This is a genomic window from Ignavibacteria bacterium (assembly GCA_013177855.1).
Lineage (GTDB): Bacteria > Bacteroidota > Ignavibacteria > Ch128b > Ch128b > Ch128b.
Map to the genome: position 1 here is coordinate 775,013 of JABLYA010000001.1, position 19,431 is coordinate 794,443.

The 19,431-nt window shown below is 33.1% G+C and carries 13 protein-coding genes; 5 read left to right on the plus strand and 8 right to left on the minus strand.

The annotated features are described in order from the left end of the window. Positions 1-22 precede the first annotated feature (22 nt). Positions 23-1,000, plus strand: coding sequence for an asparaginase (locus HPY57_03300; GenBank protein NPV10796.1), 978 nt, complete (start codon positions 23-25; stop codon positions 998-1,000). On the opposite strand, the gene HPY57_03305 is transcribed toward HPY57_03300, so the two are convergent. The 3 genes from HPY57_03305 to HPY57_03315 are packed head-to-tail and all read right to left on the minus strand — an operon-like array spanning position 1,001 to position 5,802. After that, positions 1,001-1,807 (minus strand): glutamate racemase, encoded by an 807-nt coding sequence (locus HPY57_03305; GenBank protein NPV10797.1) that lies wholly within the window; start codon positions 1,805-1,807, stop codon positions 1,001-1,003. Then, positions 1,807-4,377, minus strand: a complete 2,571-nt coding sequence (locus HPY57_03310; GenBank protein NPV10798.1) for an HD domain-containing protein — start codon at positions 4,375-4,377, stop codon at positions 1,807-1,809. Before HPY57_03310 ends, HPY57_03305 begins: the two co-directional genes overlap by 1 nt. A gap of 39 nt (positions 4,378-4,416) precedes the next feature. Then, positions 4,417-5,802, minus strand: coding sequence for a tyrosine phenol-lyase (locus tag HPY57_03315; GenBank protein NPV10799.1), 1,386 nt, complete (start codon positions 5,800-5,802; stop codon positions 4,417-4,419). 2,237 nt (positions 5,803-8,039) lie between these two features. On the opposite strand from HPY57_03315, the gene rlmN reads away from it, so the two are divergent. From rlmN to HPY57_03335, 4 genes are all read left to right on the plus strand, one after another. After that, positions 8,040-9,122, plus strand: coding sequence for a 23S rRNA (adenine(2503)-C(2))-methyltransferase RlmN (gene rlmN, locus HPY57_03320; GenBank protein ID NPV10800.1), 1,083 nt, complete (start codon positions 8,040-8,042; stop codon positions 9,120-9,122). Between the two features lie 14 nt (positions 9,123-9,136). Further along, a complete protein-coding gene (locus HPY57_03325) occupies positions 9,137-10,024 on the plus strand; it encodes a carbon-nitrogen hydrolase (GenBank protein ID NPV10801.1) in 888 nt (295 codons plus the stop codon). Between the two features lie 69 nt (positions 10,025-10,093). Beyond that, complete coding sequence (locus tag HPY57_03330; protein ID NPV10802.1) at positions 10,094-11,152, plus strand: agmatine deiminase family protein; 1,059 nt, start codon at positions 10,094-10,096, stop codon at positions 11,150-11,152. Then, positions 11,149-12,009, plus strand: coding sequence for a DMT family transporter (locus tag HPY57_03335; GenBank protein NPV10803.1), 861 nt, complete (start codon positions 11,149-11,151; stop codon positions 12,007-12,009). Before HPY57_03330 ends, HPY57_03335 begins: the two co-directional genes overlap by 4 nt. Before the next feature lie 261 nt (positions 12,010-12,270). Here the strand turns inward: HPY57_03335 and HPY57_03340 are convergent, their stop codons facing one another. The 5 genes from HPY57_03340 to secA form a co-directional block, all read right to left on the minus strand. Next, positions 12,271-12,939 carry an ATP-binding protein gene (locus tag HPY57_03340; GenBank protein ID NPV10804.1) on the minus strand — a complete coding sequence of 223 codons (669 nt, stop codon included), beginning with the start codon at positions 12,937-12,939 and terminating at the stop codon, positions 12,271-12,273. A 2-nt stretch (positions 12,940-12,941) separates the two neighbouring features. Beyond that, positions 12,942-13,682 carry a monofunctional biosynthetic peptidoglycan transglycosylase gene (mtgA, locus tag HPY57_03345; protein ID NPV10805.1) on the minus strand — a complete coding sequence of 247 codons (741 nt, stop codon included), beginning with the start codon at positions 13,680-13,682 and terminating at the stop codon, positions 12,942-12,944. Continuing rightward, positions 13,679-15,805, minus strand: a complete 2,127-nt coding sequence (locus HPY57_03350; protein ID NPV10806.1) for a tetratricopeptide repeat protein — start codon at positions 15,803-15,805, stop codon at positions 13,679-13,681. The genes mtgA and HPY57_03350 overlap by 4 nt, the downstream gene beginning before the upstream one ends. 107 nt (positions 15,806-15,912) lie before the next feature. Next, entirely contained in the window at positions 15,913-16,266 is a 354-nt protein-coding gene (locus HPY57_03355; protein ID NPV10807.1) for a P-II family nitrogen regulator, read from the minus strand. A gap of 14 nt (positions 16,267-16,280) precedes the next feature. Then, complete coding sequence (secA, locus tag HPY57_03360; protein ID NPV10808.1) at positions 16,281-19,331, minus strand: preprotein translocase subunit SecA; 3,051 nt, start codon at positions 19,329-19,331, stop codon at positions 16,281-16,283. Between the last annotated feature and the right edge of the window lie 100 nt (positions 19,332-19,431).

Consider the following 19,431-nt stretch of genomic DNA (forward strand, 5'->3'; position numbering starts at 1 on the left):
TCAAATCAATAAAGAAATTCCAATGAAGAAAAAAGTAGCTTTGATTTTTACCGGCGGAACAATCTCAATGAGAATTGACGAAAACACCGGCGGTGCAGTTCCTTATCTCAGCGGCAATGAATTAGTTGAATTAATTCCTTCGCTTCGTGATTTAGCAGAAATTGAAATCTATGACTTTGGTAAATATCCAGGTCCACATATGACATTGGACTTAATGATGCAATTGAAGGATGTCGTAAAAAATTATTTAGACCGTGAAGACATTACTGGTGTTGTAATCACTCATGGAACAGACACACTCGAAGAAACAGCATACTTGCTCGACTTAACCATAAACTCACCTAAGCCGGTTGTTTTGACCGGTTCAATGAAAAACACATCTGAACCTGACTGGGATGGCGAAAAAAATTTAATTGATTCAATTATAGTATCGATGAGCGAAAATTGTAAAGATTTAGGTGTACTTGTTTGTATGAATGGAGAAATCAACGCAGCCAGCGAAGTTTCAAAAATTTATTCAGATGAAATTGAATCTTTCAAAAGTCTTGATTTCGGTTCACTTGGATTTGTTTCTAAAAATAGAGTAATAATCAATCGATTGCCAAGAAAAAGAGAATACATTCCATCAAATAAGATCGAAAAAGATATTGATATAATTTTAGTTCATGCAGATATGAGCGACAAATTTTTCCGTTTCAGTGCTGATAGCGGTGCAAAAGGAGTTGTGGTTGAAGCACTCGGCGTCGGCAATGTTCCTCCAAAGGCATACGATGGAATTAAATATATTCGTGAGAAGGATATTCCAGTAGTTTTAACATCTCGCTGTCCAGCTGGTGAGACGATGGACATTTACGGATATTATGGCGCTGGCAAGTGGCTAAAAAAAATTGGAGTGATCTTTGCCGATTACTTAAATGGTCAAAAAGCAAAAATCAAATTGGGTCTTTTACTTGGAATGGGCTGTTCATATGAAGAATTAAAAAGATGGTTTGAGGAATAATTATAGATCAACTTTGACAAGATTTTCAATCTGTCTTCCCAGAAACATTTCCCCAACTTCTCTAAACTTTTGAGGCAGGTCACTTACAAAAAATGAGTAATTCGGTTTCAAAGTTGATTGATTGATTAAATTTTCTTTTTCAAGAATTTGTTTTACTACTCGAGCAGTTTCGACTCCGCTGTCTACTAAGATTACATCTTCACCGATCACTTTTTGAATTGTATCTTTCAATAGTGGATAATGTGTACATCCGAGCACCATTGTATCAATCGATTTTTTCTTAAGTTCACTTAAATACTCTTCAGCTGCGAGTTGAGCAATTTTATGATTTGACCAACCCTCTTCTACAATTGGAACAAACAAAGGACAGGCTTTCCCATAAACTTCAATTGATGGATCAATCAATTTAATTTCTTTTTCATAAGCTTTGCTCTGAATTGTAGCAGTTGTCCCAATTACAGCAACTCTTTTATTCTTTGTGTTCTTTACTGCCGCTTCAGCTCCTGGTTTAATCACACCCACAACAGGCAATTCAGTCATAGATTGAATTTCACTCAATGCAACTGCCGAAGAAGTATTGCAGGCAATTACAATCAATTTTACATTTTGAGAAAGTAAAAATTTTGTGTTTTGAATTGAATACTCTTTTATGGTTTTTTCTGATTTTGTCCCGTAAGGTACTCGAGCTGTATCGCCAAAGTAAACAATACTCTCATTAGGAAGGATTTGCATTAATTCTTTTACAACAGTCAATCCACCAATTCCTGAGTCAAAAACACCGATTGGATTTTGAGGAGAAATTTTCATCAAGAACTAAAAGCCCTCTCAAAATTCAATAAAGTATCTATTAATTCTTTTTTTATTTCATCAAATTTGTAGGACGGAATTTTTTGATAATTTGAATCCAGAACATAAAAACTATCGAAAGCACCATTTAATTTTGTTCCGATCTTGGCAAAGTAGATATTCAAACCAAGCTCTGTTAACTTTTTAGTTATCAGGTATAAAAGCCCAATTCGGTCAGAAGCGTGAATATCTATTATAGTATAAACTGGATGTGTTTCAAATTTAATTTCAACATCGATTGATGCAAATTTTCTTTTATCCAATCTCTTCCATTTATCTCTGTGTTCTTCAAACGCTTTTTCAAGATTATAATTTTGCAAAAGGACACGAGTAATTGTTTCCGCAAGAATTTCAAAATGATCTTCCGTCAAAGGTTTTTGTGTAACAAAATCGGTGATCTTAAAAGTATCAATAATTATGTTGTCCTTTCGAGTAAAAATACTTGCATCGTGAATGTTGCAATCACTTATTGAAATGGAGCCACAAATTTTTGAAAGCAAGCCTCTCGAGTCCTGAGTGATAACTGTAAGCTGAGTAAAGTCTTCAGTATTGTTGTGAAGAATTGAAAGAACATTGCCTTTTTTAATTTCATTAATGTGTGAAGCAATCTCTTCTTCTGAGAATGTGTATAAATAATTTGTATCATTTATTTTTTCGATATGATCAAGATAATCTTTTTCATCAATCGTAAATTTTGCAAAATCAAATTTTTCAATCTTGGGACTTAAGAGTTCTTCAGCGGTAATACCGTATAAAATCATTTCCTTCGTTTTAGTATAAAGTTCATTCAATAAAGAACTTTTCCAGGTTGTCCACAAACTTGGATTAACTGCAGAGAGATCAGCATAAGTCAAAAGGTAAAGAAAATCGAGCTCTTGAAGACTTTTGAATTTCGATCGGAATGAATTCAATATGTTAACATCATTGAGATTTCTTCTAAATGCTGTTTGCTCCATCAAAAGATGATTTTCTACAAGAAACGAAACCATTTCTATTTCATCTTCAGAATAAGTAAATCTTTGCATCACATTTTCAGCTATTTGAGAACCAATTAACTCGTGGCCAGAGTGTGTAATCGGTTTTGCGATATCATGAAAAAGAACAGCAAGGATTAAAAGCTCTTTGTTCTCATATTTCCTGAAAATTTCTCCGATCAAAGAATTGTCAAATTCAAGATTATATAGATTTTTTATTGCCATCAAAGTATGTTCATCAGTAGTGTAAATATGATATGCATTAGGCTGGAAAAACAATTTTAGAGCATCGAATTCGGGAATTAAAAATCCGAGTACTCCGAGTCGATGCATATTTACAAGTGCATTACTCAGATTTTCAGATCTCTGGAAAAACTTTCTAAAAGATTTTTTCACATTAAAATCTATTACCTCAGTACCATCAAAATATTCAAGACTATTTTTTATGCGCTCATCAAGTTTGTTATCAAAAATTGCATCGTATTGCGCTTGAAAATGAAAAGCATCTAAAATTTGCGGTAAAGTTAACCTCTCATCTTTCTGCTGGAAGATAAATTTTCCACAAAGAATAAAATCTTCATTAAGCTGATAAGCTTTATAACTTGAACAAGGATGAATAAATTTCAAAGCTTCTTTTCGGAATGAATCAAGTAAAGAATTCAATTTCAGGGAAGACTCAAAATACTTTTTCATCATCTCGATATGATTTTCATCGAGTTCTGAACCTTCGGGATATAAATACCTTACAATATTCAATTGAGCCTGAAAATCTAACCTATCCCTTGAGTTCGAATTAACAATATGAAGTGCATTTCTTACTTTTATCAGGTAATCATAAGCATTGTAAATCGCTTCTGCTTCTGATGTAAAGAATGAACCGGAATTAACAGCGCTTAATAAGAATTGATTAACCGCTGTATCAAATTTCTCAAGTACTGGTATCTCATTTTTCAGAAGGTAGTAAATCCACGCAGCTGAATGTAAATCTCTAATTCCACCTCGAGTATTTTTTATATTCGGTTCAAGAATTAATGGTGAGTTCCCGTAAGAACTATGCCTCTTTTCAATATCACTTAAATATGAATCCAGAAGATTTCTTTTGAGTTCTGAATTAATGATGTTTCGAAGGTTATCCAAAAATTTCAAAAATATTGCTTGAGAACCGGATATAAATCTCATTTCAAGTAATTGAGTAAAAGAGAGCAAATCATTCTCAGCAAATTGGTAGATCTGATTAAATGTCCTGATCGAATGAGAAACATTAATTCCTGTATCCCATAACTTTTGAATAGTTCTAATGATGTAATCTTTATGCTCGTCAATAGAATTAGTAATGAAAATTAAATCAATATCTGAGAAAGGCGAGAGTTCCATTCGACTCAATCCGCCAATTGCAGCAACTGCTAACTCATCGGGGCAATCTTTTGTCAGACTTTGAATTTTATCGTTGTAGATTTGGGATAATTTAAGTGAGAATTCTAATCCAGAATTAAAATTCTTAAAATCATCAATTAATTTATTAATGTTCTTTATAAAAGATTCCTTTGTCTCTAACATAGTTCATCAAAAATGATTTGTTTCGTTCAAATTAAGGATTTATTTCAATCGTTCAAATCTTGCCTGGAAAAATCTCAGATACTTAGGCTCATAAACCATTTTCAATCCTTTGATTTCTTTTCTTCTGTTATAAACTTCAACAATCGATTCAAATGTTACATCCATATGAGCCTGAGTGTAAACTCTCCGTGGAATTGTCAATCTTACAAGCTCAAGTTTTGGATAGTTATGATCGCCTGTCTCTTTATTTCTTCCAGCAGATACAATTCCTCTTTCCATTGCTCTCACACCTGAATCAATGTAAATTTCTGCAGCAAGAGTTTGAGCTGGGAATTGAATTTGTGGAATATGAGGTAAGAACTTTTTCGCATCAAGGAAAATTGCATGACCACCAATTGGTTTTACTATTGGAATTTTAGCTTTGATCAATTTATTACCGAGATACTCAACCTGACCGATTCTAGCTTTAATATGATCAAGCTGAACCATCTCCTCAATTCCACGAGCCATAGCTTCCATATCACGACCAGCAAGCCCGCCGTAAGTATGAAGTCCTTCATAAACAACAACAAGATTTCGAGCTTCTTCAAAAACTTTCTTATTTCGAGTCGCTAAAAATCCTCCAATATTAACAAGACAATCTTTCTTTGCACTTACCCAGATTCCTTCAAAGTGAGAACAAAACTCTCTTAAAATTTCTTCAATTGATTTATTCTGATAACCTTTTTCACGGACTTTAATGAAATAAGCATTTTCAACTGCACGTGTTGCATCACACCACATTTTGATACCGTGTTTCTGGCAGAAAGCTTTTACTTCACGAACATTTTCCATAGAGATTGGTTGACCGCCTGCCATATTCACAGTTGCTGCAACTGAAATGTATGGAATTTTCTTTGCACCAACTTTCTTAACTAAAGCTTCAAGTTTGTTCAAATCAATATTTCCTTTGAATGGATGTTCATTTTCAGGATCGTGTGCTTCATCGATAATTACATCAACAAAAGTTCCGCCAGCAAGTTCTTGATGTAATCTTGTAGTTGTAAAATACATATTGCCTGGAATGTAATCGCCTGGCTTAATTAAAATTTTTGAAATAATATGTTCTGCACCCCTACCCTGGTGAGTAGGGACAAGATATTTAAAACCATAATATTTTCTTACAGCATCTTCAAGATGATAATAATTTTTACTGCCAGCATAAGCTTCATCGCCTAACATCATTCCAGCCCATTGATAATCGCTCATTGCGCTTGTTCCGCTATCGGTTAACAAATCAATATAAACATCTTCAGATCTTAAAAGGAAAGTATTGTAGCCAGCTTCTTTAATTGCTTTTAATCTATATTCTTTAGTTGTCATTTTAAGTGGTTCGACCACTTTAATTTTAAATGGCTCGGCCCAGGATCTTCTTGTTAATTTCATTTTTGACCTCTCATTTGTTTAAAAATTACCTACAAAAATAGGTAAAATGGGGATGGAATTAAATTAAAATTTGTAGTGAAAGTGTTTCGATTGATGCTGAAAAAATAAGAATTGCATATTCTATAAATACTTTTACCATATTACACCATAAAATAATTTATCAAGGCTTTCAGTACTGATGAAACTTCTTTTCGGAATTACTCTCTTCTTTATTTACTTTGTGTATCTTTTGATTAGATTATTTGACCTTATTCTTCTTGAGATACGCTTTTCAAATTAATGGAGAATTAAATTAATTGAACTCCTCGATTAGACGCCTACAACCACGAAGTGGTGAAATTATTGTAGAATTTCATTTACACATAAAACAATCAAAACTCTGAAGGAGTGATATTCTAAAATCAATGATAAAATTATATCAATTAAATATTTCAATCATTTCTTTGTTTTAAGATAATGTCATCCCTTCAGGATTTTGCAATTTTTTGTGCCTGCAATTTTATCTATAATAATTTCATCCCTTCAGGATTTTGCAATTTTTTGTGCCTGCAATTTTATCTATAATAATTTCATCCCTTCAGGATTTTTTTATTTAACGTGAGTTCTTTTTTATTTATAATAATTTCATCCATTATGGATTTTATAATTTCTTATGCCTGAAATTTTATCTCAATTAGATACCTACAACCACGAAGTGGTGAAATTATTATAGAATTTCATTTACACATACAACAATCAAAACTCCGAAGGAGTGACATTTTAATTTCAATCATCGAATTCCATTGATCTGAAATTTTGTGCTTTTATTATGTTAATAATAATGTCATCCCTTCAGGATTTTGCAATTTTGTGTATCGGTAATTTTACCTATAATAATTTCATCCATTTTGGATTTGATTCTAGGTTTCCTTAAATAATTAGGAATTCGACTACAATTATTTTTTTATCATTAACTCCGAAGGAGTTTAATTTGATTGGCCCCGAGTTGCACTCAGGGAATATTGTCAAAAGAAAATTACAACCCTGAAAGGGTTGAATTTGGGTTAATATTTTTGTTTGATGTCTGTTCTGCAATTGAATTTATAGGATCGTTTAGAACAATTTCTGTTATAATTGAACCCTTTCAGGGTTCTTTGTTTCTTTGTTCTCATTTACCCCCAATGCGATTGAGGGCTATCCATATTTAACCCCTTCGGGGTTTTTGTATTTTTTTGTGTAATTGTTTTTTCTATTACAATTTCATCAATTCTGGATTTGTTTTTTGCGGAACATAATTCTTTCTACAAATAGGTCGTCGCTACGCGACTTTTAACTTTGGCTGTTAAATATTTTTCCTACAAATAGGTCGTTGCTACTCAACTTCATATTTTTATAGCTCATCATTTTGGTTTTCAAACAGGTTATCGCTATGCGATTTCTTTAAAAAATCTTTAACAAAATTTTAGACGATTGCTATTAAAGTTTTTGTAGATATTTTTTTGTTTTTATTGAACTTAAAAAAGCTTTGTTAGAAGCGACATATTTGTAGAGAAGACAAAAGAAAAAGAATTATCAAAGCCCCATCGAAGCGACCTATTTGTATAATTAACCACGAAGTGGTGAAATTATTGTAGAATTTCATTTACACATAAAACAATCAAAACTCCGAAGGAGTGACATTCTAATTTCAATCATCGAATTCCGTTGATCTGAAATTTTGTGCTTTTATTATGTTAATCATAATGTCATCCCTTCAGGATTTTGCGACTTTTTGTGCCTGTAATTTTATCTATAATAATTTCATTCATTCTGGATTTTTTAACCATTTGAAAACTAACCAAATCTTGTTTTAATTGATTTTTGTCAATTTCGTGGGAGATGAATATGATCAGTCTCGAGTTAAATTCATGAAATAAAATTTCAAAAGAAAATTCCAATCCGGATGATTTTAAATTTAATTCATTTATCCCTCAATTCGCTATTGAGTTTTCTTTATTTATCCCCATACTCCCCATTCCTTCGAAATAAAGAATTATGTTTAACTCGTTGTTTTGATTAGTTTATGTTTTTCAGCTAAAAAAATTCTGCAAATTCATAGTTAGTTTCCCTCTTAAATTTGAATTTATGATCATAATCAAATCTTCAGATGAAACTTAATGCAAAATTCTCAGGGGAATCAAGCTAAACATTAAAGATTAATTTGGGGAAACAAACTCTAAATTTGTTTTCTTATTTTTGCATCAAATTTAGCTGAGACTATGAATATCAAAAAGATCAATCTAAAAGGAAAGACTTTAGAAGAACTTCAAATATTTTTTGAAGAGATTAATGAAGATAAATTCAGAGCCACTCAGGTTTTTCAGTGGCTTTATCAGAAACGCGTCTCTTCATTTGATGAAATGACAAATCTTTCCAAATCCCTCAGAAACAAACTAAAACAAATCGCAAGTATTGATCAATTGAAACTTGTTGAGACGCAGACTTCATCTAAAACTTCGACAACGAAATTTGTCTTTCAATGCGAAGATGGTTCATTGATTGAATCGGTTTTAATTCCAGATCAGGATAGATTAACATTATGTTTATCAACGCAGGTCGGTTGTCCTCTTGATTGTCAATTCTGTGCAACTGGTCAGATGGGTTACAAAAGAAATTTAAGTGTTTACGAAATTATTGATCAATTTATCCAGACAAGTAATTACTCAGATCGTCCTATAACTAACATCGTTTATATGGGAATGGGTGAACCTTTCCTGAATTATGAAAACACAATCAAATCACTTTCTATTTTCTCTTCTGATCTAGCGTTTGATATCTCAGCAAAAAAAATCACCGTTTCAACTGCTGGAATTCCTGATAAAATAATTGACTTTGCTCATCAACCATTTAAAGGCAAACTTGCATTTTCTCTCCATTCAACCGATGAAGAAGTAAGATCACTTATAATGCCAATCAACAAAAAGTATTCACTTAAACAAAACATCGAAGCTCTTGAATATTTTTACAAACAAACGAAGCGACGAATAACTTTTGAATATATTTTGTTAAAAGGAATTAATGACTCTGATAAAGATATTCAAGGATTGGTTAAACTCTGTCGAAGAATTCCAAGCAAAATAAATATCATTCCTTTTAATTCAATTGCCCATACAAATCCAAAAGGACTCGGCGCAACACTCGAACCAACTTCTCAAGAAGAGTTTGATGAGTTTGTTGAAAAATTAAGAAGAAATAATATCACCGTTTTTGTTCGAAACACAAAAGGCAGCGATATCGCTGGCGCCTGCGGACAACTTGCAACAAAAATTATTCGCAAATCTCAACTAAAACAATCAATTTGATTCAGGAGAAACAAATGGAAAAAGAGAAGACTCGAATTGCTCTGATTCAAATGTCAATGGAAGAGAACACCTCAAAAAATTTAAACAAAGCAAAAGAATTTGTTACTCAAGCTGCAAAAAATGGTGCAAAAATTATTTGTCTCCCAGAAATGTATAAGTCACTTTATTTCTGTCAGAAAGAAGAACACGAGTTCTTTAAACTTGCTGAAAAGCTTGAAGGCGAATCTTTTGAAGTTTTTTCAAAAATTTCAAAAAAATTTAAAGCCATTATAATTGTTCCAATTTTTGAAAAAAGGACAAATGGATTGTATCACAATAGTTTGATTGTAATTAATGAGAAAGGCGAACTGACAGGATTTTACAGGAAAATGCATATTCCTGATGATCCGCTTTACTACGAAAAATTTTATTTCACTCCTGGAGATACAGGCTTCAAGTCTTTTAATACAAAGTACGGAAAGATTGGAACATTAATATGCTGGGATCAATGGTTTCCTGAAGGAGCGAGAATTACTGCACTAAAAGGTGCCGAAATTTTATTGTATCCAACTGCAATTGGCTGGCATCCTTCGGAGAAAGAAAAATACGGTCAAGCACAAAGAGAAAGCTGGATGATAATCCAGAGAAGTCACGCAATTGCAAATGGAGTTTTTATTGCAGCAGTTAATAGAGTAGGATTTGAAAAAGTTGATGAAAAAAGTGATGGAATAATTTTCTGGGGCTCTTCATTCGTCTGTGATCCACAAGGGAAGATCATTGTTCAAGCATCTGAAGATAAAGAAGAGATAATTTATGCTGATGTTGACTTCAATAAAGTTGATGTCTTTAGAACTCACTGGCCCTTTCTTCGCGACAGAAGAATTGACGCTTATGATGATATAACAAAAAGATTTGTCGATTAAATGATTAATAAGAATTTCTGAATTCTCTAATTTCTTTTTAAATCATCATATCAATTATTGAAAACTTACATGAAGGTAAAAAACATGAAATTTCGATTACCAGCAGAGTGGGAAACACACGAAGCAACCTGGATAGGTTGGCCCTACAATAAAAATGATTGGCCCGGTAAATTCAGTCCAATTCCTTATGTGTTCGCCGAAATCGTAAAAAAACTAGTTGAAGGTGAACAGGTTTATATAATTGTTCAAAATGAAAATCATAAAAAATCAGCAATTCAAATTTTAAAGAAAGTTGGAGTTGATTTCTCTCAAATTTCCTTTGTAACTGCAAAAACTGATAGAAACTGGCTGCGTGATGCAGCACCTTTTTTTGTAAAGAACGAATCCGGTAAAGTCGTTCCAGTAAAATTTAATTTTAATGCCTGGGCTAAGTACAAAAATTTCAAACTTGATCGAAAAATTCCTGAAGTGATTTCAAAAGTTATCGGTAAAGAACTTGTTGATGCGACTTACAAAAACAATTTAGTTACCCTTGAAGGTGGTGCAATTGATACAAATGGTAGAGGGTCTCTCATCACAACTGAAGAATGTTTGCTGGATAAAAAAACGCAAACAAGAAATCCCGGCTTTACAAAATCCGACTATCAAAAAGTTTTCGAGAAATATCTTGGTATAAAAAACATCATCTGGCTAAAAAAAGGAATTGTTGGTGATGATACACACGGACACATTGATGATGTCTGTCGCTTTGTTAATGAAAAAACTTTACTTCTCTGCATTGAAAACAATCCCTATGATGAAAATTATAAAATCTTAAACGAGAACAAAGAAATTTTGCAAGATGCCCGTCTCGAAGATGGAAGCAAAGTAGAAGTGATTGAATTACCTATGCCAGAACCATTATATTTTGAAGGACAAAGACTTCCTGCAAGTTATGCAAATTTCTACATCTCAAATTCTTATGTCTTAGTTCCCACTTTTAATGATGTAAAAGACCGAGTTGCGCTTGGAATTTTAAGCGAATTATTCCGCGATCGAAAAGTTGTGGGAATTCATTCAGTAGATTTGGTCTGGGGACTTGGAACAATTCACTGTCTTACTCATGAACAACCAGCAGTATTAATATGATGTGGATACCATTAGCATTTGGTGTTGCACTTTTTGATTCTCTTAAAAATGTTCTTGCAAAACACACATTAAAAGATATTGATGAATATACAGTCGCCTGGGCAAATTCATTTTTTTCTGCAATATTTTTAATCCCAATTCTATTCTTCGAACTTCCTGAAATCAAACCAATGTTTTTTGTTGGGCTAATTGTCAGCGGAACACTCAATATTTTAGCTTTGATTTTTTTTATGAAGTCGATTAAAAGTGGAGACCTTTCGAATACTGTTCCGCTTACAACTTTATCTCCTCTTCTGTTGTTGATCACATCACCGATCATTGTTGGGGAATTCCCCTCGTTTCAAGGTATGCTGGGAATGATAGCAATTGTAGTTGGTGCTTATCTTTTAAATTTCAAACAAGATCAAAAAGATTTTTTGAGTCCCTTTAGATCAATCTTTAAGGAGAAAGGTCCGAGATATATGCTTTTGGTTGTTTTAATCTGGGCAATTACTGCAAACTTTGACAAGATCGGCGTTGTGAATTCTTCACCTCTTTTCTATTCATTTTCTGTTCAGTTGTATATTGGTGTTTTAATGTTGACTGTAGTAATTCCACGATTCGTAAGAAATCCAAATCCGATAAATAGAAATCTTAAATCTTTAATTGGAGTTGGTTTCCTTTCTACATTAACAATAATCTGTCATATGCTTGCGATCAGTTTGACAATAGTACCGTATGTAATTTCAATCAAGCGGACGAACTCTATCTTAAGTGTCGTTTTCGGTAGATTATTTTTTAAAGAAGGATACATGAAGGAAAGATTTTCTGCAGCTGTTTTAATGTTTATTGGGGTTTTATTAATTACATTTTCTTAAGATTTGAATTTTCACTCTTCATCATTAATTATCCAGATGGATAAGCGCAAAATTTTCAAAGTCGATTTAAGCAACCCGCCTGAAGTATTTTAAAGAAGGAAATTCAGAATAGTTAAATGGGATTAATTTTTTTTAGTTGGTTGTACATTAGACCTTTTATAATTATCGCTTAAATCTTTTGATAGGAATTAAAAGAAATTCTACTTAATACATTTCAGGGAAGAATGGATCGGACCGGTCTAATCATTAATCAATCAAGCTTCACTCATTCAAAGAAAAATAAATAGTACCATTTTCTTCTTGATGCAAAAACAAAACACCCAGTCTGACAAGTTTAACTAAAATTCTTTGAGCTCTTCTTTCAGAAATATTAACAAGCCGGCAGAATTCCCGTGTATTAATTCTTTCATTTTTTTCAAGATAATCAAACAACGCTTTCTCTTTTTTACCGAGACGGAATTCTGTTTCATTATCATCATTGTAACTTGTATGCAAAAGTTTGATCATCTCCTTAGATGCTTGAACCGATTTCGATTTCATTCTTATAAAAACTTTCGCAGTCCTGTAATTCAAGTTCGGTTGATAGTCCTGAATACGATGCGGCTTTTTTAAGCTTTCTTTTACTTCACCAATTACAACATCTTTACCGTCTATTTCAAGGACATAAACTCTCAAATCGATCTCTGGTTCACAATAATTTTTAGTTGTTTCGAGTAGCAATTCTTCCGTCTCTTTTTCACTTTTCACACCAACTATTTCACCGTTATCATCAACACCAAAGAAAATTAATCCACCTTTTGAATTGGCAAATGCGATAAGCTCTCGAGCAATTTTTTCAAAGGTGGTGAATTTTCTTTTGAATTCAACTTTTGAACTCTCACCTTCCGAAATTAATCTTAATGCTTCTTGTTCGTTAAGTTCGATATTCATTTTCATTCTGGTAAAATTGCTGATGACATTCGACTTAAAGCTAAATTCTTTCTTCTAATGACAAAACGACTGTTATCATTTGGTTTGTGTTTTAATGGTGAAGGTAAAATTGCAATTATTCTTGCAACTTGATCACGATTTAATTTATCTAAATCAGTATTAAAAAATTTTCTACTCGATGCTTGAATTCCGAAAATCCCCTCACCAAGCTCTACTATATTAAGATAATGTTCAAGAATAGTTTGTTTAGGAAGCTCTTTTTCCATTCTAATTGCAGCTAAAATTTCTTTTGCTTTTCTAAAATAACTTCTTTGCGTGGTGAAATAAATATTTTTTGCAGTTTGCATTGTGATTGTACTTCCGCCGCGTACAATTTTACCTCGTCTTAAATTAATTCGAGATGCAAGTTGAAGGCTTTCCCAGTCAATTCCTCGATGAGATGCAAAACCATCATCTTCCATTACCAGTGCTGCTTGTTTGAATGAAACTGGAATTCTATCGTAGGATATCCAATGTTGTGCTGGATAAAATATCAAAAAATTTTCTAATGCCCGTTGTTCCATTACTCCCGAAATCCTTGTCCTGGTAATTTCAAGTGAGGGGATATGAAATGAAGGAATAGCGATGTAAAAAATAAGAATAGAAAAAATTACTAAAAATTTTAATCGCGACTGTTCAAATTTCTCTTTCAAAAAGAGATAAAGGAATTCAATCTCAAGTTTTTTGTCAAAATACTCATTCACTTTCGTCTTATTCGATTATTTTCCTGTTCTTTTCGAATTGTTGAGTCTGGTTTAATTTGTTCTTCAATTTTTAGTTCTGGGTTCTCTTTCTTTTCGTCATTCTCTAAGATTTGATTCTCATCTGGTTTTGTTTCAGGTTTTTTATTTGAATTTTCAATACTATCCTGAATAGCTTTTCGCTCCATTTCTTTGCGCTGTAGTTCACTTTCATAAGCGATTAACTTTGAATTGATTCTCTGAGTATATAGAGATTGTGGAAATTTTTCCTTCAGTTGTTTATAAACAGAGTAAGCCGAATCAAATTGAGATAATTTATTTTCATAAATGTAACCAATCATTAAAAGAGATTTTGGTGCATAATCTGTTTTTTCGTACTCATTATAAATTTCTTGTAATTTATTGATTGCTTCTTTGTATTTCTTTTGCTCAACTAAATTTTCAGCTTCTCGATATTTTAGATCTGGTAAATCTTTACTTCCAACTTTTATCGGTAGCTTCAATTTTTTTGCAGCTATTTTAGAAATTTCGGTATCGATAAAGTTTTCATAAATATATTGATAAAGACTATCAGCTTTTTCTTTTTCACCTTTGATCTCATAATAACTAGCTAAAGCATAGATAGCTCTCTCACTAAAATCTTTATCAGGATATTTTTCAACTATTGATTTTAAATGGACATAAGCAGAGTCGGGCTTTTCATAATCAATCATAAATAATGTAGCCAGATCAAATTTCAATCGAGCTATGTTGACTTCGAGTGAGTCTGCTGTTTTTAAATTAGCCTGATATGTGAGTGAATCTCGTTTCAATTTTTCAGCATACAAACTATCTGCTCGTTTTTTTTCAGCAAGATATTCTTGCAAATCTGCTAGATACGCTGAGTCGTTAAGCATTGATGAATCAATTTCAATTTCCTGAAATTTCGGATAAGTCGTATCCACGGGGAATGTTCTAAGTATTGGAATTTGTTTCTCCAGATTTCGAATTGATGTCCATAAATTTTTATAACGATTTAAAATATTTGATTTAAACTGAGCACTCTTTTTCAAATTATCGGGCAGCTGGGAACGAAGACTTTTATCATAATAATATTTTGCTGAATCAAAAATACCAACAACATTTTCTAAATAATTGGCAATCTCGTACTGTGCGATACCGGCTGTCTCTCTGGTTTGATAGGTTGTGTCAACTTTCACAAAATAATCAAGAGCTTTTGCGGTATCCTTCTCACTTAAGTACAAATAAGCATATTCAAGCTCGATATAATCTTTATATTCATCAAACAAAGATTCAGAGTAAAGATCCTTTAATATTTTCTTTGCCTCATCAATTCTATTCTTTTCTCTCAAGATTTTTGCAAACTCCAGTTGAGATTTGAAAATATAGTAATAGTCAGATGTATATTTTTTAACTTTTGAATAATTTTCAAGAGCTTGATCGAGCTGACCTAATTTTGCGTACGAATTTCCTATTTGCATCAAAACTTGAGCTCTTGCTTCATCATCATCTGAAATTTTTACAAATTCCTGACCAAGATTAATTATACCTTCATAATCATTCCGCTTAAAATAAATCTTAATTATTTCAAGAAGAGCAAGGCTCATAACCTCTTCTTCTTCTTGATCTTTTGCGTCTAAATAAATTTCGTTCAGAAGTTTTAATGCTCGGTCTGTTTCAATTGTTTGAGCATATGAGCGTGCGATCCATAATTTCGCTTCAAGTGCGTATTTACTATCAGGGAATGTTGCCAGCAGCTCAGAGAATTTTCTAATCGCACTTGGATATTCCCGCTGGTAATAATAAGCTTTGCCAATCATAAAAAGTGCATCATCAACCAAAGAGCTATTTTGATGATATTGAAGAATCTTTGAACATTTTTCGATTACTTGAACTAATTTGTTTGTAACATTTCCTGAAGGTGCAATTACTTTTGTGGTAAAAATGTCCTTTTGCTGTTTTAGTAGTTCTTGTTCAGCCTCAGAAAAAATTTTATTTGCATTATAGTAAATGTTGAAGTAAGTCGTAAAATTTTCAAATCCTTTTTTCAAAAAGTCTGTGACAGCACAGGAGCTAAAAAATAGTGATAATAAGAAAATTGGAAGGAATGATTTTAATCTATTCATTAATCGAACCAATATTTAATTATTTTGAAATAGAGTATCCAGATCGCATTTGTAATTAAGCATAATTTCAAAAAGCAAAAAGGTCCTTTTTATTGAATATTTAAATTTCAAAGTGCATTTTTCCCTGACTCTTCAGTCCTAATTCGAATTGCATCCTCAATAGTTGAAATAAAAATTTTTCCATCACCAATTTGACCAGTTTTTGCTGCACGAATAATTGTATTTACAACGGTTTCCTGCTGGGATTCAAGACAAACAATTTCAATCTTAATTTTTGGAACGAATTCAATTCTATATTCACTGCCACGATAAATTTCCGAGTGCCCTTTCTGTCTGCCGTAACCTCTAACTTCGGTGATTGTCAATCCCTGAATTCCTTCTTCAAGTAATGCATCTTTCACATCATCCAATTTAAAGGGTCTGATGATTGCTTCAATCTTTTTTAACTTATGAGACTGCATAAATTACCTCTCAATTATCTACCATGACAATGTTTATATTTTTTACCGCTTCCACAGGGACAAGGATCATTTCTTCCAATTTTTTCACCAACTCTGACCGGTTGTGGTTTACCGGCTGTCTGCGGTGACGATTGCACTGCTCCCTTTTCCTTCGCAACCTGTAAACCATCAACAGATTGATGAATTGTTTGAATTCTTTCAGGAACTCGTCTTCTTCTTTGCAGCTGTTCTGGAACTTCAGGGAACCATTTAAAGACGAATTTCAAACTTTCATCTCGAATTGCTACAAGCATATTCATAAATAATTCATAAGCTTCTGATTTATATTCAATCAATGGATCACGTTGACCGTAAGCACGAAGTCCAATTCCCTCTTTCAAATCGTCCATATCACGGAGATGTTCTTTCCATTTCTCATCGATTACACTCAGCACTGCAAATCTTTCAAGATTAGCCATTAATTCACTGCCGAGCATCTTTTCTTTTTTATTATAAAAATCAACCGCAGCTTGATAAATTTTTTCAGTCAAACCATCTTCACCAAGTTCTTGAAACAGCTGGGGAGTAATTTGAATATCAATTAAAAGATTTCTGATCAATTCTTCTCGTAACTGATCTATTTCTGCTTTTTCATAATACTTATGAACTGTGTCAGAAATAAATTCAAACAAATCTTCAAGTAATCTTCCTTTTAATCTTTCGCCCTTCAATGCCTGCATTCTCTTTGCGTAAATAACCTCACGCTGCGAGTTCATCACATTATCATATTCAAGGAGTCTCTTTCGAATGGCAAAATTATTTTCTTCAACTTTTTTTTGAGCTCTTTCAACGCTTCTTGTGATTAATGGATGAGTTATTACCTCACCTTCTTTGACACCTATTCGTTCCATAATTGAAGCAATTCGATCGCTGCCAAAGAGTCTCATTAAATCATCTTCAAGTGAGAGATAGAATTTCGAAGAACCTGGATCGCCCTGACGACCGGCACGACCTCTCAACTGACGATCAATTCTTCTTGATTCATGACGAGTTGTTCCAAGAATTGCAAGTCCACCGAGTTCTTTTACACCAGGACCAAGTTTAATGTCAGTTCCACGACCCGCCATATTTGTTGCAATTGTAACTGCGCCTCTCAATCCAGCATTAGCAATTATCTCTGCCTCACGTTGATGATGCTTTGCATTCAAAACATTATGAGGAATTCCTTTTCTTTTCAGCATTCTGCTCACGGTTTCAGATGCTTCTACCGAAGTTGTACCTACAAGGATAGGTCTGCCGATTTTGTGAAGTTCTTCAATTTCATCTAACAATGCATTGTATTTTTCGCGCATTGTTCTGTAAATAACATCATCATAATCAATTCTAATGCAGGGTTTATGGGTTGGAATAACTACAACATCAAGTTTGTATATTTCCCAGAATTCAGCGGCTTCTGTTTCTGCAGTACCGGTCATACCCGCAAGTTTTTTATAAAGCCTGAAATAATTTTGAAGAGTAATTGTGGCTAAAGTTTGAGTATCTTTTTCAACTTTTACATTTTCCTTTGCCTCGATTGCTTGATGCAAACCATCTGAATATCTTCTTCCTGGAAGTAAACGACCAGTAAATTCATCTACAATCATTACTTTGCCATCATCAGTCACAACATATTCAACATCTTTTTCATAAAGTGCATAAGCTCGGAGTAATTGCTGAACAGTGTGAATTCGATCGCTTCTTTCTGCATAAAGCTGATAAAGTTTATCTTTTCTTTTTGCTTTCTCTTCGATTGTTAGACTTTTATCATTTTCAATTTTGCTGATTTCAGTTCCAAGATCAGGAAGAACAAAAAAGTCTTTATCTTCATTGATGTTCGTAATAAACTCTCTACCTTTTTCTGTTAAATCAATAGAGTGATTTTTCTCATCAATTCGGAAATAAAGCTCATCGTCAATTTCGTGCATACGTTTTTCCTGCTCGCGCATATACTCGAGCTCGGTTTCCTGCATTAACTTTTTATTTGAAGGCTCGCTTAAAAGCTTCATTAATTTTTTGTTTTTTGGGTAACCACGATGAGCCCTTAAAAGCAATACTCCAGCTTTGTGATAGTCAGGTTCAGGTTTGTTTAATTCATCTTCTGCTTCTTGAACAATCTTAGCAACAAGTTGAGCCTGAGCACGGACAAGTCTTTCAACCCTGGGTTTTAATTCTGTGAATTTTTGTTCAGAACTCTCAACAGGTCCGCTGATAATCAAAGGTGTTCTCGCTTCATCAATTAAGACCGAATCAACTTCGTCAACGATAGCGTAATTATGTCCGCGTTGCACAACCCCATCTAATGAAATTGCCATATTATCTCGGAGATAATCAAAACCAAATTCGTTGTTGGTTCCGTAGGTTATATCGCACTGATACATTTTTTTTCTTTCTTCAGGCGACATATGATTAAGTATCACACCAACTGTTAAACCATGAAACTCAAAAATCTTACCCATCCATTCACGGTCACGCTGAGCCAGATAATCATTAACCGTTACAAGATGACAGCCGCGACCTGTCAATGCATTTAAGAACAAAGGCATCGTAGCTACAAGCGTTTTACCTTCACCAGTTGCCATTTCAGCAATCTTTCCCTGATGAAGCACAATTGCACCCATCAATTGCACATCGAATGGGATCATATCCCATGTGATTTTTCGACCAACAACTTCCCATGATTTACCAACGAGTCTTCGGCAGGTATCTTTCACTATTGCATATGCACGAGGCAGAAGTTCGTCGAGGACTTCTTCATAAGTTGCATCAAGCTCTTCGTTTAATTTTTCGAGTTCGTCGTAAATTTTTTGTTGTTCGTCAGCAGGCAGGTCTTCTTTAAGTCTTGCCTCAAGAGATTCAATCTGATTTCTTAAGTCCTGTGTTCTTTCGTTAATGATTTGTTTTAATTTTTGAGTTTCTGCTCTTAATTCATCATCAGTTAAATCTTTTAATGTCTCATAAATTTGATTAATTTCAGCAACAATGGGTTTTAATGCTTCGATATCTCTTTTATGCTTATCGCCAAAAATTTTCTTCAATAACTTTAACATTTTACCTCTTCAATATTTTGTTAAAACTAATTAAATGGGTTTTGAAAAACAATTTAAGTATAAAAATAAATTGACTGAATGCAATTTAAACCTATTAAAC